This is a genomic window from Mycolicibacterium bacteremicum (assembly GCF_002086115.1).
Lineage (GTDB): Bacteria > Actinomycetota > Actinomycetes > Mycobacteriales > Mycobacteriaceae > Mycobacterium > Mycobacterium bacteremicum.
This window is the reverse complement of sequence record NZ_MVHJ01000017.1, coordinates 72,604-96,188: the sequence shown is the minus strand read 5'-3', so window position 1 is coordinate 96,188 and position 23,585 is coordinate 72,604. Positions and strand designations below refer to the sequence as shown.

Below are 23,585 nucleotides of genomic sequence, written 5' to 3'. Positions count from 1 at the left end.
CAACCGTCGATCAGCTTGAGTGCAGAGAACTCGTCCTCGTCATCGCACCAACGCGACGTGACTTCGGCGATGACGGCCAGCCGGCGGGCCGCGGCGGCGGCTTCGGCCTGGGTCTCGGCCCTGACGGCGTCGATGAGCGCGTCATCGCTCATGGCCGACAGCTCCGATCGTTCGAACATGTGTGCGATTCTACCGACCTGCACTGACACGCGGCGTAGCATCTTCCGCCCCTGTGGATAACTTTGAGACGCGATGTTCCCGGCCGTTGTAGTGCGGAGTTCATTCGGCGTATGGGCGAGATTCAAGGAAGTGCCCCGAACATTGGAACGGCCCCGGGAAACACACCGGGGCCGTTCCGTGGGCCTGGAGCAACCCGCTCCGTAAAGTTCGTCGCCGCCTCAGGTACCCAAGGCGTACGACGATGCTAACTTCTTTGTGACCCGGATCACACGGCAGGGTCGGATCAGACATCCAATCGTGACCCGACGAGGATCGTCCGGTCTTGTGGCAGGTGAAAATAGCCGGCCGCATCGGCGGTGAGAAACGACGTGGCGACGAAAAGCCGCTTGCGCCAGCCCATCATGTCGGTGCTGTCACCGACGACCAGTTCCAGATGGGACAGGAAGTACGACGCGTCGTCCAGATCGATGCCGCCCTCGGTCACCTCGGCGGGCAGCATCCGCAGCGCCCTTGGGACGTCGGGACGTTCCATGTATCCGGCGTGCACGGTGACGTGCACGATCCCGTCGTCGCGGTAGCCCAGGGCGTCCACGGTGATGCGCTGCTCGTCGGACAACCTGGGCACGGGAAGCGTCTCGACCGCGACGATGATCACGTGCTCGTGCAGCACATGGTTGTGCTCGACGTTGGTGCGCATCGCCAGCGGCGTGGTGTCGTCACTGCGATTGAGGAAGATCGAGGTCCCCGGGACGCGGTCCAACGGGGGCTGTCGGTGGGCAAGCTCGTCGATGAACGGACGCAACGGCCCCTCGATCTCCCGGCGTGATGCGGTGACCAGGTGACGGCCGCGCTGCCACGTCGTCATGACGGTGAAGGCGAACACCGCGATCACCAACGGCAACCACGCGCCGTGTACCAGTTTGGTCAGGTTGGCCGCGAAGAACATCAGATCCACGATGAGCAGTGCGCCGCCTCCGATCAACAACGCCCACAGCGGCCACCTCCACTCCTGCCGGGCGTAGTAGAGGAACAGCAGTGTGGTGATCGTGATCGTTCCGCTGACCGCCATGCCGAACGCGTAAGCCAGCGCCGCCGAGGATCGGAAGGCGAAAACCAACGTCAGCACGGACATCATCAGCACCCAGTTGATCCACGGGACGTAGATTTGGCCGATCGCCTTGGCCGAGGTGTGCGTGATGCGCAGCCGCGGCAGATAGCCGAGCTGCACTGCCTGGGACACCACCGAGAACGCGCCGGTGATCACCGCCTGAGAGGCGATGACGGTGGCCGCCGTGGCCAGCAGCACCAGCGGCAACCGCGCCCACTCCGGGGCCAGCAGGAAGAACGGCGCACTGTGCACGTTGTCGTCGCGCAGCAGCAACGCGCCTTGACCGAAGTAGTTCAGGGTGCAGGCCGGCAGCACCAGGCCCAGCCACCCGATGACGATGGCCCGCCGACCGAAATGCCCCATATCGGCGTAGAGCGCCTCGGCGCCGGTGACGGCCAGCACGATCGCCGCCAAGGCGAAGAAGGCGATGTGGAAGTGTCCGCCGATGAAGGTGATGGCGTAGGTGGGAGACAGCGCGGCCAGGATCCCGGGATTGTCGATGATGCCGATCACCCCGCACGCGCCGATCGCAACGAACCAGGCGATCATCACCGGGCCGAAGAACCGCCCGACCACCGCCGTGCCCTGCCGCTGCACGCTGAACAGCGCGACGATGATGACGGCGGTGATCGGTACCACCCAGTCCTTGAGGCCGGGTTCGATGGTCTTGAGGCCCTCGACCGCCGACAGCACCGAGATCGCCGGGGTGATCATCGAGTCGCCGAAGAACAGGGCGGCACCGAAGAGACCCAGGAAGCCGAGCGCGATCGCGGTGCGGTGACCGCGCGTGCCGGCCCCACGCCGTAACAGCGTGATCAGTGCCATGATGCCGCCCTCGCCGTGGTTGTCGGCGCGCATGACCAGGGTGACGTAGGTGAAGGTGACGATCACCATGACCGACCAGAAGATCAGCGACACAACCCCGTACACGTTCGCCTCGCTCAGCGGCACCGGGTGCGGGTCGGCCGGGTTGAACACCGTCTGCAACGTGTAGATGGGGCTGGTGCCGATATCACCGAACACCACGCCCAGCGCTCCGACGATGATCGCCAGCCGCAGCGGTCGGATGGGCTGCTGCGTGGGCACGGGTTGGTCTGGCATCCCTACATCATCGGTATCAGCGCCGGATGAAGCTGCACTTCCTGCGTTTTCATGACGAAGTACACCCGCTGCCCGATCTGCAGGTCCAGGTCGGCGGCCGCGGAGGCGGTGATATCGGCGGCCAGGCCCGTGCTGCCGTCGGGCTGCTCGGCGCCGCGGACCCGGACGGTGGAGCCATGGATGTCGAGTTCGGCGATCTGCACGTCGATGACATTGCGTGGGCTGGCATGCGGGGCGTTCAGGTGCACCGCGACTGCCGAGGGGCGGAACAGTGCGACGCCGGGCGTGCCGGCGGCGAGCTCACCCAGGCCGGAAAAGGTTGCGCCCCACTGTGTGCGCAGCACACCGGGCTCGGCGAGTACTCCCGAGACCAGGTTCACCCCGGCGATACGCGCGGCGAAGTCGCTTCGCGGTGCACTCAGCACGTGACGCACGGGGCCGTGTTCCACCACCCGGCCGCCGTCGATGACGACCACCTTGTCGGCGATGGCGAGTGCATCGAGCAGATCATGGGTGACGATGACGGCGGTTCTGGCCGGGGCGAGCGGAGCGACACCGCGCCCCAGGACCTCGCGCAACAACCGACGTAGTGCCGGGGCGGCCGTGACGTCGAGGGCGGCCATCGGCTCGTCGAGCAACAGCAGCCGCGGTTGTGCCGCCAGCGCGCGGGCGACCGCGATCCGTTGCGCCTGCCCGCCGGACAGCTCGGCGGACTTGCGCGCGGCAAGCTCCTCGGCGCCGACGGCCGCGAGCCATCGGTGGGCCTGAGCCCTGGCCGCCGACCGCGAGAGCCCCCGACAGCGCGGGGCGTAGGCCACGTTGGCCTCGGCAGTCATGTGCGGGAACAGCATTGCCTGCTGGGACAGCATCGCCACACCGCGGGCGTGTGGGGGAACGAACGTGCCGGTGGCGGTATCGGTGAGGACGGTGTCGCCGAGGCTGATCCGGCCAGCATCGGGCCGGATGAGCCCGGAGATCAGCTGTAGCAGAGTCGATTTCCCGGCACCGTTGGGTCCCAGTACCGCGAGGACCTCGCCGTCGGCCAGGGTGATGTCGAGGTCGAGATCGCGCTGCCGGAAGCGGGCCTGCACCCGCAGATCGCTCACAGCGGCCCCGCCAGACGCCTACGCGCCGAGGCGATCACGATCACCGCGGCGACCACGATGAGCAACAGTGACAACGCGACGGCCGCATCGGGATCGGTTTCGCGTTGCAGGTAGATCTCCAACGGCAACGTCCGGGTCACCCCCTGCAACGACCCGGCGAAGGTCAGCGTCGCCCCGAACTCGCCCAGGGAACGCGCGAACGCCAACACCGCACCGGATATCAGGCCGGGCAGCACCAGTGGAAGCGTCACGGTGCGCAGCACGGTGGTGGGCCGTGCCCCCAGCGTGGCCGCGATCTGTTCGTAGCCCGAACCGCCCGACCGGAGCGCACCTTCCAGGCTGACCACCAGAAACGGCAGCGACACGAACGATTGCGCCAGGACGACCGCCGTGGTGGAGAAGGCGATCCGGATACCCCACAGGTCCAGTTGCTGGCCCAGCAGTCCCTGTCTGCCGAACGTGTACAGCAATGCGATACCGCCGACCACCGGCGGCAACACCAATGGCAGCAGCACCAGGGCCCGCAGCACCGATTGCCCGGGGAACCGGCCGCGGGCCAGGACCAGCGCCATCGGTACCCCCAGTAGTACGCAGACCATGGTGCTCGCACTCGCCGTCTGCAGGCTCAGCCAGAGTGCGGCTCTTGACGATTCGGAGGTGACCAGTGGAATGAAGTTCGGCCAGTCGATTCGCGACAGCACCGCGATGAGCGGCAGGATCACGAACAGTGCGCCGATGACGGCGGGCAGGTAGATCCAGGCCGGCAAGCCGACCTGACATACCCCGCCGCGAAGCCGGCCGGATCTCACGGGACGGTGAAGCCCGCCGACGACAGCACCTCCTGGCCGGCGGTACTGGTGACCAGATCGACGAACTGTGCTGCGGCTGCGCCATTACCGGCGTCGGCGAGCGCTGCGATCGGATACGTGTTGACCGCATCGGCGGACTCCGGAAACGGCACACTGGTGACCTTGGCGCCGGCGCCGGCGGCGTCGGTGACATACACCAGACCTGCATCGGCCTGCCCGGAGGTGACCTTGCCCAGCACATCGGTCACCGCGGACTCCTCGCTCACCGGCGCGAGGGTGATGCCGGTGGCCTTCTCCACCTTCTCGGCCGCCGATCCGCACGGAACCTGGGGAGCGCACACCACCACCTGGATGCCCGGCTTGGCGAGGTCGGCGAAAGTCGTTATCCGCGCTGGGTTTCCGGGTGGCGTGACGATGGTCAGGGTGTTGCTGGCGAAATCGACCGGCGCCCCGTCGACGATGCCGGCGTCGACCGCCTTGGTCATGTTGCCGGTGTCCGCCGAGGCGAACACATCGGCCGGCGCGCCCTGGGTCAACTGCGCGACCAGATCCGAGGACCCGGCGAAGTTGAAGGTCACCGTCGTTCCCGGGTGGTCCTTTTCGAAACGGGCGCCCAGTTCGGTGAACGTCGTCTTCAACGAGGCGGCGGCGAACACCGTCAGCTCGCCGGTACCGCTGTCCGGCGCTGCGGTGTCCGGCGTCGAGCAGCCGGCCAGCAGCGTCACGGCGCCCAGCGCCGCGGTCACGGCGGCGATCGTTCTCACGACATCCCTCCGGGGGTTTCGACGATGACATTGGTGGCCTTGACCACGGCGACGGCCAGCGCACCGGGTTCCAGACCCAGTTGCTGGGCGGAGGTGGTGCTCATGAGGGACACGACGGTGAACGGTCCGCACTGCATCTCGACCTCGCACATCACCCGGTCGGCGGTCACCCTGGTGACCAGTCCGACGAGGCGGTTGCGCGCCGAACTGCTGGCGCCGGTCGGGTCCGCCGGGGGTGCGGCCTGTTCGCGGACAAACGCGGCCAACACATCGCCGGCGATGACCTTGCGTCCGGCCTCGTCCTTGAAGGAGGCCAGCGCGCCACTATCGGTCCAGCGACGGACCGTGTCATCGCTCACCCCGAGCAACGCCGCCGCATCCTTGATCCGGATTGCGGACACAAAACACCTCCTCGATCCGCGTATGCGGTCAGGAAAGCATAGAACATCCGCGTTTGCGGATTCGGCTCAGATGCCGGGGTGTCATGCCGTCCGGCGTGGAGTGAGCGCGACGAACACCAGGTCGAGCACGCGCGGCCGGCCGGCCTCCTCGGCGGTTCGGCGGGAGGCGATGTTCAGACCGTCGATGGTGCCGATCAGGTGCTGGTCACGGTCGGCGCTGACATCGGCGGCCCATCGGCGCTGCGCCTGGCTCGCGTAGTGGTGGCCGGCATGATCGGTGTCCACCACCTCCTCATGGATCTCGGCGCCGGGGATCCAGCAGACGCGGCCCGGCACAACGGCGAGCACCCCGACCACCGCGTCGGCGACGGTGATCGCATGCAGCTGCCCCGCGGCATGCCAGGTGCGCAGATCGTCGAAGCCGGCGGCCGCCACATTCTGGGCCAGTACCGGATTGAGCGTGCGGTAGCGGGCACGCACCAGAGCCAACGCGTCCTCGACCCGCGCGAAGGGAGTCAGCTGAACCTGCGGGTCGGGCACTCCCAGATCGCGGCAGCGCGCGGCATGCACCGTCTGATCCAGCACGATGTCGGGACCGTCCAGTGTCGCCGGCCGGGCCCGCAGCCGCAGCGCCTTCGGCGCGAACTCCGTCCATTCCGCGGCCACACAGTGCGCCAAGGCATCCACATCATCGAAGGTGTGCGCGATGATCTCGACGAACGGCCTGCTGATGTTGCGTCCCTGAAACCTGATCCCGCCCAACAGCTCTCCACCCTCGGTGCGGACCATGCGCTGCAGGTAGTCCGACGAGGTCACCCCGGGGAGATCTATGTGATCGGAGAACGAGCGGGCGAACGCGTCATCGGAGGTGCGGGCCAGCTCCTCGGCCAACCACGCCGACACATGCCGGCGGCCCGGCGCGCCGAACATCGCTTGCGCCAGGTCGTATTCATGGGCAAGCGATGGCCATTCCTCGATCGAGGGCATGCATCCATTCAACGCGACGTTCGCGCCGCCGCCAACGTCGTCACGCCGGGGTGGGCGCGGTCACCTCGGCGGCCACCACCTGCGCGGCGGCCCGCAAGGCAACCCAGTCGCCGCGCCAGCCCAGCAGGTGCACGGCCAGGTCGGCGGTCCGCGCGGGCTGATCCGGCTCGCCGAGGCCGTCGGCACGCAGGTTCGGCAAGCTCTCCACCAGCCGGAAGACCGTATCGGCGTCCCCGCTGACGTCCAGGGCGCCGGGTGCCGGGGCGATATCGGCTATCACCCGCGTCGAGAGCTCCCGGTAGGCGTTGCGCAATTCGGTGCGTTGCCGATGAAATTCGATGAACTGCGGGTCGCGCACCTCGGGAAGCAGATACAGGATGCCCAGATTCCAGGGGCTGTCCCACAGCAGGCGGCAGTCCAGGAAGCTGAGGGCGTGCAACAGCACCACCGACGGCTCGGTCCGGTCAGACAGCTGCCGCGCGGCGGTCAGCGACGACACCACGGTGCCGCTGAGCAGCGCGGCCAGGATGTCGTTCTTGGTGCGGAAGTGGTGATACAACGAGGCCTGCCGGATCCCGACGGCCTCGGCGATCTGCCGTGTCGAGGTGGCCGCCACACCGGAGGTGGTGAACAGCTCGGCGGCCGCGTCGAGCACCTCGTCCCGCGCGGTCCGGCCGGGACGTTTGCGCCCCTCCAGTCGGGGACGGCCGCTCGCGGGGGTGCGCACGTGCCGATCCTGCCAGTCCGACAGGCTCGACACGTGCGCCACCGCCGATGTGTCCCGGCTCAGGACCGGGCCGCCGTCAGCACCTCGGGTGCGGGTGCCGGCTCGACCTGCTCGGTCTCGGCGGTTGTCCGCTTCGTCGCGAACAACGCCACGACCAGGTAGGCGACCAACGATGCCGCCCCGGCCAGCAGGGTGCTCCATCCGTCGGCCGACGCCGTCACCAGGTCGTTCGGGATGAAGAACAGGGTGTTGTCGACGCCGTAGATCGTCGGTGTGAGCACGAAGAAGGTCATCCGCACCCCGATACCGACCACGATCGCGGCCCACGCCGCCGCGGCGCCGCCGCGCGACCAGTACAGGCCGAGGATGAACGGGACCACCAGGCTGGCCAGCAGCAGATCGAAGGCCAGCGTCAGCAGGATGCCGGTCTGCGGCACCCGCAGGGCGACGATGCCCGCCAGTACGGCCATCGGCAGGGTGGCCCATCGGGTGGCGGTCAGCACCCGCGGGGTCATCGTGACCGCATCCGCGTCGATGCGCAGGATGTTGCGGATCAGCACCGCCGCCGTGGACAGCAGAATTCCGCTGATGGTGGTCAATGTCGCCGCCAGCAGGCCCGAGATGACCACGATGGCCAACCAGGCCGGTGCGTACCCGCCCAGCAGCGTGTACAGGATCGGACCGTCGGCGACATCGTCACCGACGATGCTGACGGCGGCCAGCGCCACGAATGACAAAGGGATGCAGAGCATCAGCAGTCCGGCGGCAGCCGCGAAGCATGCCTTCTGCGCACCGCCCGGTGTGCGGGCCGAGAACACCCGCTGCATCAGGTCGATGGCCACCAGGTTGCCCAGGCCCAGCGCGATGATGGTGGCCCAGTTGATCACCGCTCCGGAATCGCTGGAGGTCAGCTGCGCGAGATCGCCGGCGCCCATGCCCTCGGGAGCGCTGAAGCCGTGCGTGGTGGCCACCCACGCCACCAGTGCCGCAACGCCGATGACATTGACGATGACGCAGGCGACACCGGTGTACACCGAGGCGAACATGCCACCGCTGATGGTGTACAGCAACGCCAGCGGAATGGTGAGCAGAATGGCGTAGGCATACGAGACACCCAGGAAGCGCTCCAGCAGGAAGCCGACCGCGACCAGGTTCCCGGCCAGCAGGATGATGAAGCTGGCGATGGTGAGAAATGACGACGCGACCTCGGTGCTGCGGCCGAAGCGGTTGCGGAAGTACTCGGGCAGCGTCACGACATCGGCTGCGCGCATCCGCTTGGCGAAGAACAGGCCCATCAGTAGCAGGCACAGCGCCAGACCGATCGGCAGCGCAGCGCCCGCCCAGAACCCGAAAGCCGCTGACAGATCGGCATTACCGATGGTGGCGTTGGAGTCGACGGGCTGCGCGATCAGCACGGCGGTCACCAGTACCGCGGGCAGGGCGCGACCGGCGACCAGATAGTTCGAACAGTCGCCGCGCACGCGGCGGGCGGATATGACACCGCTGACGGTGAGGATGAGCAGGAAGACGGCAACGCCGGCAATGATCATGGCGGGACTCCAAGAGGGAGTAGGGAGTGGTGGGTCGGCGACGTTGCCGGGCAGTATTCGGGTGCGGTGCAGATCAGTGGGTGGCGAGGGCCTTGCGGCCGAAAGTCGCCAGGGGATGGGCGCCCTCGGGCAGTGTCACCTCCCCTCGGGCGAGACGCTCCTGCAGATAGCGGAAGCTCTGGGCGGTCTGCGCGAACAGGTGCTCGCCGGCGATCACGGGTGCACGTACCGGCCTGCCGTTGTCGGCGAACGCCGGTAGCGGTGCGACTTCGGTGTCGTCATCGACATTGACGAACAGCGGGAAGGAGTAGCGCTCCTCGGCGACCTTGCGGACCCGGTGCGTGGTGGCCACGAACTCCCCATTGGTCCAGATCTCCAGCAGATCACCGATGTTGAGGACGAAGGCTCCGTCGATGAGCGGTACGTCGATCCATGTCCCGGCGGCGTTGAGCACCTCCAGGCCGGGGGCCGTCGGGCGCAACAACGTGAAGCACTCGTAGTCGGTGTGCGCACCGATTCCGGGGCGGTCGGCCGCGGCCGGGTCGAACGGGTAGTGGATCAGCCGCAGCTGCGACGGCGGGGCGGTGACATGGCGGTCGAACCGGTCCGCCGGCTCGCCCAAGGCGACCGCGAAGGCGCGTAGCAACCGGCGCGACAGCGCGAACACCGCGTCGTACCAAGCGGTCACGGCCTCCCGGAACCCGGGCAGCGCGGGCCACTGGTTGGGCCCCAGCAGCGGATGGCCGGCCAGATAGCGCGGGTCGTCGTCGGGCAGGTCGAGGGACAGATCGAAGGCTTCCTTGGCGTCGACGGTGCCGGCGGCGAAAACCTCTTCACCCGGCGGGACGTAACCCCGGTGGTTGCTCGACCGGCCGATGTGCACCCGGTGCTTTTCCTGTTCGTCGAGGGCGAAGAACGCCCGGGTCGCAGCCAGCAGGTCATCGAAGAGACGGGGATCGATTCCGTGGCCGACGATCTGGGCGAAACCCACCCGGCGGGCGGCGTCACCGAGCTCGGCCACCGCCCGCGCGTATCCGGGATCGTCCTCGTCGAGCAGGGCGGCGATGTCGAGCACCGGTACCTCGGTGAAATCAGCAGTCATATCGAGTCCTAAAGGGGAAGAAGGTCATCGGAGCGGTCGAGCGCGACCACGGTCCAGCGGCGCCGGATACCGGCGCCCGCGGCATCGCGCTCGGCGGTGCTCACCTCGGCTGCCCCGAGATCGGGGGCCAGGTCATCGCCGATCCGGAACGGCAACGTCGAACGGGTGATGTGCCAACCGGATCGGTCGACCACACCCAGGGAGACCTCCATGTCCAGCAACGTCCGGGCCATGTCCAGCTCGACCGCGCCGACAGCGGCGGCCAGGTCGGCAGCTGCACCGGTGTCCAGGCCGATATCGCGGCCGCGCACGAACCCGAACCGGTCCCCGACCCGCAGCAGCATGCCGAGCCGGCCGGAGGCATCGTGCAGGCGCAATTCCAGACTGCCGGAGGAGTATTCGTCGGTCACCCAGTCCTCGTGATAGTCCCGGCCGACTCCGGTTTCGACCAGGACGCCATCGGCCAGGTGCAACCGGCCCCGGTCGGGAAGATCCGCGGCCGGATGCAGATCCAGCTCGCGGTGCCAGGTCCACACCCCGTCGTCCTCGCCGAGGTGACCGGCGAAGGCCTGCTGGCGGCACAGCTGCACCAGGTCGTCCCGGGTGAGGGTGTCCAACGAGGTGCCGGTGATCGGCGCCATGTCCGCGGGCGTGCGCAGGTCGACGTAGAGCTCACCGGCCTGTAACCAGTGCACCTCGGTGGTGGTGTCGATCTCGTTGTCGGGCAGGGCGATCGCCGTGCGCCGCCAGCAGCGGTGCGTCAGATCGGACCGGGTGGCGGCGGTGCCGGGACGTGTCCGACGCAGATAACCCGGCCAATCGCCGTGGTGGGTGATGTCGACACCGGATTCCCAGGCCTGCAGGGTGCACCCGAAGCCGACGACCTCGCTACCGTCGGACAGCTCGACCCGCCCCAGCGCCATCGGGGCGGGCAGGGCGGCCAAAAAGTCACCGAGCATCGCGGTGCCCACCGACCACAGTTCGCCGGCGATCGTGGTCCCCGCACCGGGTGCGACCCGCACCAGACCCGGCTTGGGTGGCTCGGTGTCCAGCCGGGCCAACCGGTAGTGCGGTGCGGTGCGCGCCGGACCGATCCAGCGTGCGCCGCGGTCGTCGAGCTGCCAGGCCAGCGGTTGGCCGCGCAGGTGCGCACCCACCACCAGCAGCACGGTGGCGTCCAACCCGGCCCGCACCGGCCACGGGTCCGCGGTCGTCGGCGTGTCGGTCAGCCGCCGCGCGATGTCGAGGGCCACCGCGTCCGCGCCGGCCCGGGCGAGCACGCTCACCCCGAATTGGGCTCCTGCGGAATCGGTTCCGGCCGGTACGGCGACGGCGCACAGATCCATCAGATTGCAGAAGTTGGTGTAGACGCCCATCCGCGAGTTCGCCCCGACCGGGTCGGCGGCCACCTCGGCGATCGTCGGATGCCCGGTCGTGGTGGGCACCAGCAGGGCATGGCAGTCGGCGAGTTCGGCCATTGCCGTGGCGGTCAACTCGGCCAATCGCACCCGGTCTTTCAGCAGCCGGGTGGCCGGCACCGCGCCCGCGGACCCGATGATGGCGGCGACGGTCGGATCCAGGTCGGGGGAGTCGCGGTGGGCGTCGACGAACGCCCCGACCGCCTCGTGCCGCTCGGCGACCAGCCCACCGTCATAGAGCAACCGGGCCGCAGCCAGGAAGGGCTCCAGGTCGATCTCGACCAGGTCCACCCCGAGTCGCTGCGCCGCGCCGCGGAACAATTCTGCCCACTCGGCGGACAGTCCGGGCAGCTCCTTGGGCACCGCCACGCGCGTCGCCGGTGGCGCCGCCAGCGGTGCGTCCGGCGGGAACGGCCGGGCCCCGCCGCCGATCACGCCCATGGCGGCGTCGGCGGTGGCCAGGTCGCGGGCAAAGACCGTCACACAGTCATAGGACCGGCAAGCCGGCACCACACCGTCGGTGGGCACCACACCGAGGGTGGGTTTGATGCCGACGATGCCCTGCAGGGCGGCGGGCACCCGGCCGGAGCCGGCGGTGTCGGTGCCCAGCGCGATGTCCACCAGGCCGAGCGCGACCGCCACTGCGGAGCCCGAACTGGAGCCCCCCGAGATGTATTCGGGGCGGCGGGAGTCGCGCACCGGGCCGTAGGGGCTGCGGGCGCCGACCAGGCCGGTGGCGAACTGGTCCAGGTTGGTGGCCCCGATGATGACCGCACCCGCCGCGCGCAACCGGGCCACCACTGTGGCATCGGTATCGGCCGGCCCGTCGGCGTAGCTGGGGCAGCCCGCCGTGGTCGGGATGCCGGCGATGTCGATGTTGTTCTTCACCGCGGCGACCAGACCCGCCAGCGGCAAACCGGGGCCGGCGGCATCGACGGCACGGGCGTCGTCCAGCGCATCGGCCAACCGGCGCAACGTGATCCAGACCTCCGGGCGGTCGGCGGCCTCGATGGCGGCGTAGGCGGCCCGGACCCGATCTACCGCGGTCATGCCGCACCGCCGGTGCCGACGACCACCAACGGGGTGCCCGGATCGACCAGATGCCCGGCCGAAACCAGGATCTGGGTCACCACACCGTCGGACGGTGCGCGCAGCACCGTCTCCATCTTCATCGCCTCCAGCGCCAGCAGCGGCTGGCCGCTGACGACCTGCTCGCCGATCGCGACATCCACCTTCCACACGCTGGAGGAGAACGGCGCATCGACACGGTGATCACCGTCGTTGAGCACGAGGTCGTCGGTGGCCACCGGGGCGTTCGACGCGGCCCGCTCGGCACGGTCGAATTCACCGGCCCGTTCCCACGCCGCCCGTTCGGCGGCGAATGCCGTGGCCTGCCGGTCGCGGAACGCCGCGATGTCGGCGGCGTTGTCGGCCAGGAACCGGTCGTGCTCGGCCAGCGAGAAGGTGCCGTCGGTGATGTCGACATGGCCGCGCCCGGCGGCCATGTCGGCGCGCAACTCCAGCAGTTCCTCGGCCGAGACCGGGTACCAGGAGATGCGGTCGAAGAACCGCAGCAGCCAGGGGCTGCCCGGCTCGAACGGCGCGGTGTGCCGGTAGCGGCTCCACACCTGGGTGGTGCGTCCGACGAATTGGTAGCCGCCCGGGCCCTCCATACCGTAGATGCACAGGTAGGCACCGCCGATGCCGACAGAGTTCTCCGCGGTCCAGGTGCGGGCCGGGTTGTATTTGGTGGTGACCAACCGGTGGCGGGGATCCAGCGGGGTCGCCACCGGTGCGCCCAGGTAGACGTCACCCAGGCCCAGTGTCAGGTACTCGGCGGCGAAGACCGTGTCGTACACCTCGGCCTGGTCGGCCAAACCGTTGATGCGACGGATGAATTCGATGTTCGACGGGCACCACGGCGCGTCGTCGCGCACTCCCGAGGTGTACCTGGCGATCGCTTCCCGGGTGGCCGGATCGTCCCAGCTGAGCGGCAATCGGACCTGGCGGCTGGGCACCACCAGCTCCGAGGAGGCCGGCAGCTCGTCCTCGATCTCGGACAGCAGCCCCAGCAGCCGCGATACCGGCAGCACATCGGGGTCGACGTGCACCTGCAGCGACCTGATGCCCGGCGTCAGGTCCAGGATGCCGTTGGCGCTGCCGTCCAGCCGGGTGTGCAAGGCGTGTACCCGGGCCCGCAGCGCGAGATCCAGGACGATATCCCCGTATTCGATCAGCACGTTGTCATCGCCGCTGCGCCGGTAGGTGACCGCGGGTGCGCCGTCGACACCCGCGCGCCGGGCCAGCACACCGTCGTCACCGTCGCCGCCCCGGGGCAGCGGGCTCACCCGACGTGGGCCGAGCGCGCTGCGTGATGGGGCCGCCGCCGCGCGCACCGGGACGAAGCGCACGGTGTCGCCGGGCCGCAACTGGCCCAGTTTCCAGCGCTGCGCGGCAATCACCGTGACCGGGCAGACGAATCCGCCCAGGCTCGGGCCGTCCGGGCCCAACAGGATCGGGGTGTCCCCGGTGAAGTCCAGCGCGCCCACCGAATAGGCGTTGTCGTGGATGTTGGACGGATGCAGTCCCGCTTCGCCGCCGTCGGGGCGGGCCCACTGCGGTTTCGGGCCCTCCAGTCGTACCCCGGTGCGTGCGGAGTTGAAGTGCACCCGGTAGGACGCGTCGAACAGGGTGTCGATGTCGTTGCGGGTGAAGAACTCCGGTGCCCCGTGCGGACCCTCGGTGACGGCGAGCTCCCATTCCCTGGCGAACACCGGGCGGGATTCCTGCGGAACCGGGCCGGCGGACCCGGCCGTCGCGGTGCGGGTGCGCAGCACGTCACCGGCGTGCAGCTCACGACCGCCGTGGCCGCCGAACCGGCCGAGGGTGAACGTGGCGGCGCTGCCCAGGTAGGTGGGGACGTCCAGCCCGCCGGCCAGCAGCAGATAGGTTCGCAGGCCCAGGGTTTCGGCCGCGCCGATGTCGAGCACGCCGCCGGCGGGTACCTCGATCGGTTCCCACATCGGCACGGGCACGCCATCGACGGTGACCAGACACTCGGCCCCGGTGACGCACACCGTGGTGGGGTGGCTGAACCGCAGGGCCGGGCCGGACGCCGTGCACTCCAGGCCGGCGGCCTGCTCGGGGTTGCCCAGCGCGTGGTTGCCGAGCCGGAAGGACAGATCGTCCATCGGACCACTCGGCGGCACCCCGACCTGCCACAGCCCGATCCGGCCCGGCGCGTCCTGCACGGTGGTCAGCAGGCCGGGACGCTCGACGGTGATCCGCGGCCGCGGGTCGCGCACGTCGGCCAGGGTGGCGGTGCTGTGCCGCGCCGCCCGCACATCCGGGTGGGCGATGGCGGCGCCGAGCATGCCGATGTTGACCTCGATTCCGTGCAGTTCGGTCTTGGCCAGCGCCTCGGCGAGCCGGTCGAGGGCGGCGTCGCGGTCGTCGGCGACGGTGATCACCTTGGCCAGCAACGGGTCGTAGGAGGCGGTGACCTCGGTGCCGTCGGCGACCCAGCCGTCCACCCGGACATGGGGGTGACCGGCAGGGTCGGGGAATCCGACCTTCGTGATGGTGCCGGTGCTGGGCCGGTAGTCGCGGGTGGGGTCCTCGGCGTAGATCCGCGCCTCGACGGCGTGACCGGCGACGGCGACGGTACCGCAGGGATGGTCGTCGAACATCGCGGTGTCACCGGTGGCCAAGCGCAGCATCCAGCCGGCCAGGTCGACACCGGTGACGGCCTCGGTGACCGGATGTTCCACCTGCAGACGGGCATTGACCTCCAGGAACGACGCCTCCTCGCGGACGGGGTCGTAGACGAACTCGACGGTGCCCGCCGAGCGGTAGTGCACCGCGGCGGCCAGCGCCCGCGAGGTGGCCTGCAACTGTGCACGCACGGCGTCGGGCAGCGCCGGGGCAGGTGCCTCCTCGACGACCTTCTGGTGCCGCCGCTGCAGCGAACAGTCCCGATCGCCCAGCGACAGCACCCTTCCGGTGCCGTCGCCGAAGATCTGCACCTCGACGTGGCGGGCATTCTCGACGTAGCGCTCGACGAACACCCCGGTGGAACCGAAGCTGCGCTCGGCCTGCGCGACCACCCGCTGATAGGCCGTCCCCAGATCATCGGCGTGGCGGCACACCTGCATACCGATGCCACCACCGCCCCCGGTGGCCTTGAGCATCACCGGATAGCCGATGGTGTCGGCGGCGGCCACCGCGGCGTCGAGGTCGTCGAGCAGATCCGAACCGGCGAAGATGGGTACGCCGGCGGCGCGGGCCGCCGTCCGCGCGGTGTGCTTGGTGCCGAATTCCCGAAGCTGCGCGGGGCTCGGCCCGGCGAAGGCGATGCCGGCAGCTTCGACGGCCGCCGCGAAATCGGCGTCCTCGGAGAGGAAACCGTAACCCGGGTGCACGATGGTGGTCCCGGTGGCCGCGGCGGCATCGAGAATGGCGTCGGTGCGCAGATAGCTGTCGCGCGGAGCGGCGGGCCCGATCCGCACGGCCCGGTCGGCCAGCGCGACATGCGGTGCACCCCGATCGGCGTCGGAGAACACCGCGACGGTGCGCATGCCCAGTGTGTTTGCGGCGCGGATCAGGCGCACCGCGATCTCGCCGCGGTTGGCGATCAGGACGGTGTGCTTCATGCGCCGGTTCCTCCTCGGGTGACGATCATCCGGACCGGCGTCGGGTCGAATGCGTTGCAGGGGTTGTTGATCTGCGGGCAGTTCGACACCAGTACCAGCGTGTCGATATCGGCGCGCAGTGCGACGCGCTTGCCGGGGCCCGACAGCCCGTCGACGATGCCGAGCGCGCCGTCGGGATCCACCGGCACATTCATGAACCAGTTGATGTTGCTTGCCATGTCGCGTGCCGACAGGCCGTGCCGGGAGCCTTCGATCAGGAAGTTGTCCAGGCAGCCGTGCTGGGCGCGGGTGTGCTGGCCGTAGCGCAGGGTGTTGGACTCCTTGGAGCAGGCCCCGCCGAGGGTGTCGTGCACGCCGACCTCGTCGGCGACGACCGTCATCAGTGCATCACCGGTGTCCGCGCGCAGCACCGAGCCGGTGGTCAGCGCGATACGGCCCTGGCGCCGAATGGTTTCCGGTGCCGAATACCGCACCCCGGTGTCGGCGGCCGAGTACAGCAGGCAGTCGACGGCCTGGTTTCCGGCTAGATCGACGATGGTCAGCACGTCGCCGGCGCGCACGATCGCCGACCAGGAGGCGCGGGCGGGGACGTGTTCGTCGAGCACGACGGTGCCCGGGATCAGGGCGGGAATGTCCACAGTGGTCACAGCTGTCCCCTTGCGGTGAGGTCGGCGTCGGTGTTGACGATGGCCTGGGTGTGTTCGGGACCCAACGGCCCCAACAGGTCTCCGCTGACCAGTCGGTCCAGGTCGGTACTGGCCGGCCAGGCGTGTACCTGCAACGGGGAACAGGTGAACCGTGGGCGCGGGTCCAGTGGGTGGGCGGTGTTGGCCAGCAACACGATGGCGTCGACATGCAGCAGCAGGTCCACCGTCGTGCCGGCGCCGGCGGAGCCCAGCCATCGCAGGGTGCCGTCGGCGTCGACCCGAACCCCCTGGAAGAAGGACACCGAGGGTGGCAGGTCGCGACGGTCCATTCCGTGCTTGAGCGCGGCGAGGGTGAACAACTCGCGGCCGGCGGGGGAGGCCGACTCCGGTGCTGCCGCCCCGTAGCGCTCCGTATTACCAGTCCGGGTGGATGTTCCGGTCAAGGCGTCGTGCCGGGTGGAGGTGTCGGCGACGACGGTGGCCAGGGCCCGTCCGAACCCGCTGAGCAACGGATGGCCCGTGCCGAGGTAGGCCTGCCAGGGCACCTTTACGGTGTCGGCGACGTTGAGTCGCTCATATGTGGCGTCGGCACGGTGCAGCAGCAGGTGCGCGCAGGCGTCGCCGTCGGTGTCGGTGAGCCGGATGCGGGTGCCGCGGGCCAGTACCGCGCTGGTATATCCGCTCGGGGCAACGGTTTCCGACCACACCAGCGCACCGGCGGGCACGCCGGCGGGCGCCGAGGGTGAGGTCGATGCCGGCTGATGGCGCATGAACTCGGCGGTGCGGCCGTGCTGGGCGCGCGCATGCGCCCGGGCGCCGGCGGTGGTGGCCGTCTCGGATGTGCTCGAAACAGTGGTGCTCACTGATCACTCTCACGCAGTCGGGAGTCCGTGTGGGACCGGACTTTCTGTCAGGTGACAGTTTTCGGGGCGGATGCGATGCGGTGGTTGCGCTGATGTAACCGATGATTCGGGGACTGTTAACAACGCGCGTCGAATGTTTCTGTCAAGTGACAGGTATCCGGTGGCCCTGCTCGGTCGGGCTGACGGGCACAATCGTCACCGTGGCCGACTTCGACCTGTCCGTCGAGGAACTGCGGTTGGTCGCGCGCCACGTCGCCGATACCGCCGACGCGCTGCTGCCGATCTACGAGCGCGCACACCCCGACGACCCGCGGCCACGCCGCGCGGTGGACGCGGCTCGGGTGTTCATCGCGGGAGCCCCACGCAGCGGCCTGCAACGGAGCGCATCGATGGATGCACACCGCGCGGCCGCCGAGGCCGACACCGAGTCGGCGCGACTGGCCGCCCAGGCGGCCGGTGATGCCGCCTCGGCGGCGTACCTGCACCCGATCGCCAAGGCCCATCAGGTGGGCCACATCCTGCGCGCGGACGCCAACGCCGCCCGCATCGCAGAGATCGCGGACGGGCCGCAGGCGGCGGCGCGGGTGCTCGACGTGACGCGGCGGCAGATGGACGCCGGCGTGGTCGACGTGTTGCGCCGTTATCCGGCGCCGAGGCCGGGGCCGGGCCGGGTGGCCCAGCTGATGTCCGCCCTGGACGCCGCGCTGCGCACCCGATGACGTGCACAAAGCCCGGGCCGCGGGGCACCGGCCGGCGGACCCGGCGTTGCTACGATTGCCGGCGTGCCCGACGATAACGAACCCGAGGTCGACGACACCGAGGTCGATACGGCCGCCGACGACGAGGGGAAATCGTCGCGCAGTCCGGCGGTCATCGCCGTGATCGCGATGCTGGTGGCCATCGCCACCCTCGGTGCGTCGGCGTACATGTGGCGCAACCCGGTCAACGCCGGGCCGGACACCCCGGCCGCCGCTCAGCCGCCCGAGGACTTCAGCCAGGAGGAGCGCGACCAGGCCGAGGCCAAGGTGTGTGACGCCTTCGCGCTCGTCAGCGTCGGCGTCGCCAACAGCAGTGCGCTGCAGCCCCAGCAGGGTCAGGCCGACTTCGGCGCGGCCATCGCCGTCGCCGCCAACGCCCGACTGGCGCTGCTCGGCGGCGGGCAGCTACTGCTCAACCGTGTCGATCCCGCCACCCCCGACGAACTCGCCGAGGCGGCGCGTAATTTCGGCAACACGCTGATGGATGTGGGCGCGGCGGCCATCGCCGAGATCCCGACCAGTGACCCCGCCCAGACACAGCGCCTACAGGATGCCGACACCGAGAACACCAAACTCGACGAGCTGTGCAACCCCGACGGTGATCAGCCGGCGCCGCCGCCCCCGCCACCGGGGGCACCCGCCCCGGTCCAGCCCCCTGGCTGAGCTTGCTGAGTGCCCGCTCAGCGACTTGTGCAGTGTGGATTCATCTTTCGGACATGTCGATGATGTGGCCGCGACCACCGCATCGACGTGTGAATTGTCACCGGCGTCAGCGTAGGGGCCCGTTCAGAGCAAAGGTCATATAGTTTTCAGCCATGGATGAGTGCCGATGACGAACACGCTGGCCTCGGCCCTGGCCGCAACCCTGACCGCCAGTGACCGCGATCTGGTCCTGCTCGCCGACTCGACGTGGACCCGCCACCCGTGGCAGGAGATCCATGCCCGGGCCGAGAACGCCGCCGAACGACTGCGCGACCAGGAGATCGCTCGCATCGGCCTGGTCGGTGCCCCCACCGCCGAACTGATCGCCACCGTCATCGGCGCGTTCTACGCCGGAGCCGCCGTCTCGATCCTGCCCGGCCCCGTCCGCGGGGCCGATATCACGCAGTGGGCCCGCGCGACCCAGGCCCGGTTCCGCGGCATCGACGTCCAACTCGTCGCCAGCCAGGGCGACTACCTGGACCGGATTCGCACCGCCGACGAGGGGCCGGCCATCGCCGAGCTCACGGAGCTGGCGTTTCCGCAACGATCCTCCGGTCTGCGGCCGGCCGACGTGGACGCCCCGGCGGCGATCCTGCAGGGGACCGCCGGATCGACCGGCACACCGAAGACGGTGGCGTTGCCGCCGGCCTCGGTGTTGGCCAACCTGAGCGGTCTGAACAATCGCATCGGGGTGCGTTCCGGCGATGTCGGCTGCTCCTGGCTGCCGCTCTATCACGATATGGGTCTGAGTTTCCTGCTGGCGGGCGCCCTTGGCGGGACCGAGCTGTGGCAGGCCCCGACCGCGGCGTTCCAGGCCTCCCCGTTCCGGTGGCTGAACTGGCTGTCCGACAGCCGCGCCACGATCACCGCGGCACCGAACATGGCCTACGGCATGATCGGCAAGTACTCGCGCCGCGTCAGCGATGTCGACCTGGCGGCGCTGCGCTTCGCCCTCAACGGCGGTGAGCCCATCGACTGCGAACTCACCGAGCGGTTCGCCGTCGAAATGGCGCGTTTCGGATTCTCGGCGGGTGCCCTGTCGCCGTCCTACGGGCTGGCCGAATCCACCTGCGCGGTGACGGTTCCCGTGCCCGGCGACGGGCTGCGCATCGACGAGACCACGTTCATCACCGCCGAGGGCAGCGCGCCCCGCAGGCACGCCGTGCTCGGCGTGCCGATCGACGGCATGCAGGTGCGCATCGAGCCGTATGACGGCGGCGCGACCGAGGTCTCCGATCGCGAGATCGGCGAGGTCGCCATCCGTGGGACGTCGATGATGTCGGGTTACCTCGGCGAGCGCCCGCGCGGCGCCGAGGACTGGTTCCGCACCGGCGATCTCGGTTATCTGGTCGACGGAGACTTGGTCGTCTGCGGCCGCGCCAAGGAGATCATCACGGTGGCCGGCCGCAACATCTTCCCGGCCGAGGTCGAGCGGATCGCCGCCCGGGTGGCCGGTGTGCGCGAAGGCGCCGTGGTGGCGGTCGGTATCGGCGAGGGGTCGGTGCGTCCCGGACTGGTCGTCACCGCCGAGTTCCGCGGACCCGATGAGGCGGGTGCCCGTGCGGAACTGATGCGGGAGGTGGCGTCGGGGTGCGGGGTGGTGCCCGCCGATGTGGTGTTCGTCAAGCCGGGCACGCTGCCGCGCACCTCGTCGGGCAAGCTGCGCCGACTGGAGGTCAAACGCGGTCTCGAGGTCGGCGCCGGCTAACCGTTCATCGAGTTCCACGGGCAGAACGCGATGGTCGCCGTGCCGACCACGAACGTCGCGACGTCTTCCGGAACGCGGTCGCCGTCGATCACGACGTCGACGACGTCGAGCTGATCGACACCGCCATCCATTGTGGCGCACAGCTTCTGGGCGCTCGCGATGGCGGCGCCCGGGGTGTAGAAGCCCGGGACGATGCCGGCGGTGCGCAGCGCATTCAGATAGGCGGTCTCGGTGCGCTCGTCGGCGGCCGCGGTCGGTGCGCCCAGCAGTGCCGCCGCCCCGACCACGCAGGAGGCGAGCACCGGACGGAACAGACAGCTGGGCATACCTTCGACGGTAGCCATCGAAGCGGGCGCGGGTGTGCGATTACGGCGTCGATTCGGACACAATGACCGGTGATGGCCACCACGCGACAGATCCGACCCGGCCCGCTCGTCCGGCTGGCCACCCACGCCACCGGCATGCGCTGGCAGTTGCCGCCGGCGAGCACCGGGTACCGGGTGGACCGCGATATCGCGGTCGCGATGCGCGACGGTGTGCACCTGCTCACCGATGTCTTCACCCCGGATGCCGAACCGGTGGGCACGGTGCTGATCCGCACCCCGTACGGTCGCACCAACCTGCCCGCCGCGGTGACCGCCGCGGTCTACGCCGAGCGCGGCCACCGGGTCGTGATGCAGAGCGTGCGGGGCACTTTCGGCTCCGGGGGGCAGTTCCACCCCGGACACGCCGAGGCCGAGGACGCCGCCGACACGGTGGTCTGGCTGCGCACCCAGCCCTGGTTCGACGGACATCTGGCCACCGTCGGCTCGTCCTACCTGGGTTTCACCCAGTGGGCGCTGTTGGCCGACCCGCCACCGGAGCTGGATACCTCGGTGATCGGGATGGCGCCGCACGACTTCGCCGAATCCGGCTGGAGCACCGGTGCGTTCGCGTTGGCCGACTTCCTGTCCTGGAGCTACCAGGTGGCCACCCAGGAGGACGGCGGCACCCTGCGCACCGTCCTGCGGATGACGACGATGCCGCGCCGGCTGCGTCGTCCGCTGCAGACGGTGCCGCTGCGCGAGGCCGGCGCGAAGATCCTCAAGGGCCGCGCCCCGTGGCACGAGTCGTGGCTGAGCACCCCCGACGTCACGCATCCGTACTGGCAACCCAGCCGGCTCGGTCGAGCCCTGGAACGCACCCGTACACCGGTGCTGCTGGTCACCGGCTGGCAGGACGTCTTCCTCACCCAGACCTTCGACCAGTACCGGGCGTTGCGCGACGGTGGCGCCGAGCCGACCCTGCTGGTCGGGCCGTGGACGCACGGTGACGGCGGCGGCGATGTGCTGCGAGAGTCGTTGCGGTGGTTGGCCGGTCACCGGCCACGTGGGGTCCGGGTGTTCGTCACCGGCGACGGCGCCGGCCCGGCCGATCGCGCGGCGCCGGGATGGCGCGACCTGCCGGTGTGGCCGCCGGCAGCACAGGACCGCACCCTGCATCTCTCGCCGCGTGCCGCGCTGACCGCCGACCCGGTGCCCGGGCCGGCGGCCCGGTTCGTCTACGACCCCGCCGATCCCACCCCGACCATCGGTGGCCGGCTGCTGTTCGCGCCCCGCGGCTACACCGACGACTCGGCATCGGCCGCCCGCGACGACGTCATCACGTTCACCGGAACGGTTCTGCGGGGTCCACTGGAGGTGATCGGCGTCCCGCGGGTCGAGCTGGCGCACCGCACCGACACCGGCTGGTGTGATGTCGCGGTGCGGATCAGCGAGGTCGGCGCCGACGGCCGGTCCCGCAATGTCAGCGACGGCTATGTCAGCCGCACACCCGCCGACGACGGACCGCTGCGCCTGCATCTCGACCCGATCGCGCACCGCTTCGCGGCCGGGTCCCGGATCCGGGTGTCCATCGCCGGTGGGTCCTACCCGCGCTACGCGCGCAACCCGGGCACCGGCGAACCGGTATGGACGGCAACGCGGTTGGTGCGCACCACCCACGAGGTCGGGCCGCAATCCCGATTGATCCTGCCGGTCGTCAGCGGACCCTGAGCACGACCTTGCCGACGGCCGTGCGGTTCTCCAACGAAGCGATCGCCGCGCCGGCCTCGTCGAACGGATACACGACCGGCTCGGGGGCACTGATCGCCCCGGAGGCCAACAACGGCTGCAGTTCGGTCCACTGCTCCGCCAGGTAACCGGGATGGGTGGCCGCCCAGGCGCCCCACCCGACGCCGATCGCGTCGACATTGTTGAGCAGCAACCGGTTCACCCTCACCGTGGGGATGTCACCGCCGGTGAAGCCGACCACCAGCAGTCGACCCGCGGGCGCCAGCGAGCGCAGCGAATCGGTGAACCGGTCCCCGCCGACGGGGTCGAGCACGACGTCGACGCCGCGGCCCTCGGTCAGCTCCTTGACGCTGTCCTTGAAGCCGTCGGCCAACACGACATCGGTGGCCCCAGCGGCGCGGGCGATCTCGCCCTTGGCCTCGGTGCTCACCACCGCGATGGTGCGTCCCGCGCCGAAGGCCGGGGCCAGTCGCAGCGCCGAGGTGCCGATACCGCCGGCGGCGCCGTGCACCAGCACGGTCTCGCCCTCGGCCAGCCGGCCGCGGGTCCGCAGCGCACAATGCACCGTCAGATCGTTGAACAGGATGCCTGCCCCGGCCTCGAAGGACACACTGTCGGGCAGTGCGAAAACCCGGTCCGGCGGCAGCGTCACCACCTCGGCCATCCCGCCGGTCAGCATGCACAGTCCGGCCACCCGGTCACCGGCGGTGAACCCGGAGCGGTCGGGGGCGCTGCGCACCACGCCGGCGACCTCCGCACCCGGGATGTAGGGCAGCGGCGCCTTGTGCTGGTAGAGCCCGCGGGTCTGTAGCGCATCGGGGAACGCGACCCCCGCGGCATGCACGTCGATCACCACACCGTCGGTGCCCGGTTCGTCGATGTCCACCAGCTCGGCGGCCTCGGGCCCGTCCAGTCGGGGTATCTGTATTGCGCGCATGACTCACCATTTAA

The 23,585-nt window shown here is 69.8% G+C and carries 19 protein-coding genes; 4 read left to right on the top strand and 15 right to left on the bottom strand.

Going from position 1 to position 23,585, the window contains the following annotated elements; genetic code table 11:
- Positions 1 to 463 precede the first annotated feature (463 nt).
- The 13 genes from BST17_RS19220 to BST17_RS19160 form a co-directional block, all read right to left on the bottom strand.
- Complete coding sequence (locus tag BST17_RS19220; RefSeq protein WP_083060498.1) at positions 464 to 2,389, bottom strand: potassium transporter Kup; 1,926 nt, start codon at positions 2,387 to 2,389, stop codon at positions 464 to 466.
- Positions 2,390 to 2,391: 2 nt separating this feature from the next.
- Positions 2,392 to 3,495: a sulfate/molybdate ABC transporter ATP-binding protein gene (locus BST17_RS19215; protein ID WP_083060497.1), complete on the bottom strand. Its 1,104-nt coding sequence runs from the start codon at positions 3,493 to 3,495 to the stop codon at positions 2,392 to 2,394.
- Positions 3,492 to 4,304 carry an ABC transporter permease gene (locus BST17_RS19210; protein WP_083060496.1) on the bottom strand — a complete coding sequence of 271 codons (813 nt, stop codon included), beginning with the start codon at positions 4,302 to 4,304 and terminating at the stop codon, positions 3,492 to 3,494. The genes BST17_RS19215 and BST17_RS19210 overlap by 4 nt, the downstream gene beginning before the upstream one ends.
- A complete protein-coding gene (modA, locus tag BST17_RS19205; RefSeq protein ID WP_083060495.1) occupies positions 4,301 to 5,068 on the bottom strand; it encodes a molybdate ABC transporter substrate-binding protein in 768 nt (255 codons plus the stop codon). The genes BST17_RS19210 and modA overlap by 4 nt, the downstream gene beginning before the upstream one ends.
- Positions 5,065 to 5,469, bottom strand: coding sequence for a TOBE domain-containing protein (locus tag BST17_RS19200; RefSeq protein ID WP_083060494.1), 405 nt, complete (start codon positions 5,467 to 5,469; stop codon positions 5,065 to 5,067). The genes modA and BST17_RS19200 overlap by 4 nt, the downstream gene beginning before the upstream one ends.
- 81 nt (positions 5,470 to 5,550) lie before the next feature.
- Positions 5,551 to 6,456 (bottom strand): hypothetical protein, encoded by a 906-nt coding sequence (locus tag BST17_RS19195; protein ID WP_083060493.1) that lies wholly within the window; start codon positions 6,454 to 6,456, stop codon positions 5,551 to 5,553.
- Between the two features lie 40 nt (positions 6,457 to 6,496).
- Positions 6,497 to 7,183 carry a TetR/AcrR family transcriptional regulator gene (locus BST17_RS19190; protein ID WP_234807729.1) on the bottom strand — a complete coding sequence of 229 codons (687 nt, stop codon included), beginning with the start codon at positions 7,181 to 7,183 and terminating at the stop codon, positions 6,497 to 6,499.
- Between the two features lie 59 nt (positions 7,184 to 7,242).
- Entirely contained in the window at positions 7,243 to 8,733 is a 1,491-nt protein-coding gene (locus BST17_RS19185) for a sodium:solute symporter family transporter (RefSeq protein ID WP_083060491.1), read from the bottom strand.
- Positions 8,734 to 8,806: 73 nt separating this feature from the next.
- Positions 8,807 to 9,835, bottom strand: a complete 1,029-nt coding sequence (locus BST17_RS19180) for an isopenicillin N synthase family dioxygenase (RefSeq protein ID WP_083060490.1) — start codon at positions 9,833 to 9,835, stop codon at positions 8,807 to 8,809.
- An 8-nt stretch (positions 9,836 to 9,843) separates the two neighbouring features.
- Positions 9,844 to 12,303, bottom strand: a complete 2,460-nt coding sequence (gene atzF, locus BST17_RS19175; protein WP_083060489.1) for an allophanate hydrolase — start codon at positions 12,301 to 12,303, stop codon at positions 9,844 to 9,846.
- Positions 12,300 to 15,905: an urea carboxylase gene (gene uca, locus BST17_RS19170; protein WP_083060488.1), complete on the bottom strand. Its 3,606-nt coding sequence runs from the start codon at positions 15,903 to 15,905 to the stop codon at positions 12,300 to 12,302. Before uca ends, atzF begins: the two co-directional genes overlap by 4 nt.
- Positions 15,902 to 16,552 (bottom strand): urea amidolyase associated protein UAAP2, encoded by a 651-nt coding sequence (locus BST17_RS19165; protein ID WP_083060487.1) that lies wholly within the window; start codon positions 16,550 to 16,552, stop codon positions 15,902 to 15,904. Before BST17_RS19165 ends, uca begins: the two co-directional genes overlap by 4 nt.
- A complete protein-coding gene (locus tag BST17_RS19160) occupies positions 16,549 to 17,415 on the bottom strand; it encodes an urea amidolyase associated protein UAAP1 (protein WP_083060486.1) in 867 nt (288 codons plus the stop codon). The genes BST17_RS19165 and BST17_RS19160 overlap by 4 nt, the downstream gene beginning before the upstream one ends.
- 200 nt (positions 17,416 to 17,615) lie before the next feature.
- Between BST17_RS19160 and BST17_RS19155 the strand changes: the two genes are divergently transcribed.
- The 3 genes from BST17_RS19155 (at position 17,616) to mbtM (ending at position 20,583) form a co-directional block, all read left to right on the top strand.
- Positions 17,616 to 18,134, top strand: coding sequence for a putative immunity protein (locus tag BST17_RS19155; protein WP_083060504.1), 519 nt, complete (start codon positions 17,616 to 17,618; stop codon positions 18,132 to 18,134).
- 63 nt (positions 18,135 to 18,197) lie between these two features.
- Positions 18,198 to 18,836, top strand: coding sequence for a hypothetical protein (locus tag BST17_RS19150; protein WP_109750211.1), 639 nt, complete (start codon positions 18,198 to 18,200; stop codon positions 18,834 to 18,836).
- A 178-nt stretch (positions 18,837 to 19,014) separates the two neighbouring features.
- Positions 19,015 to 20,583, top strand: a complete 1,569-nt coding sequence (gene mbtM, locus BST17_RS19145; protein WP_207573676.1) for a long-chain-fatty acid--ACP ligase MbtM — start codon at positions 19,015 to 19,017, stop codon at positions 20,581 to 20,583.
- Here mbtM and BST17_RS19140 read toward each other — a convergent pair.
- Positions 20,580 to 20,909, bottom strand: coding sequence for a DUF732 domain-containing protein (locus BST17_RS19140; RefSeq protein ID WP_165762306.1), 330 nt, complete (start codon positions 20,907 to 20,909; stop codon positions 20,580 to 20,582). The two genes, mbtM and BST17_RS19140, sit on opposite strands and share 4 nt — an antisense overlap.
- 72 nt (positions 20,910 to 20,981) lie before the next feature.
- Between BST17_RS19140 and BST17_RS19135 the strand changes: the two genes are divergently transcribed.
- The gene (locus BST17_RS19135; RefSeq protein WP_083060483.1) at positions 20,982 to 22,616 is read left to right on the top strand and encodes a CocE/NonD family hydrolase; all 1,635 of its coding nucleotides are present in this window, start codon (positions 20,982 to 20,984) and stop codon (positions 22,614 to 22,616) included.
- Here BST17_RS19135 and BST17_RS19130 read toward each other — a convergent pair.
- Positions 22,603 to 23,571, bottom strand: coding sequence for an NADPH:quinone oxidoreductase family protein (locus BST17_RS19130; RefSeq protein WP_083060482.1), 969 nt, complete (start codon positions 23,569 to 23,571; stop codon positions 22,603 to 22,605). The two genes, BST17_RS19135 and BST17_RS19130, sit on opposite strands and share 14 nt — an antisense overlap.
- Between the last annotated feature and the right edge of the window lie 14 nt (positions 23,572 to 23,585).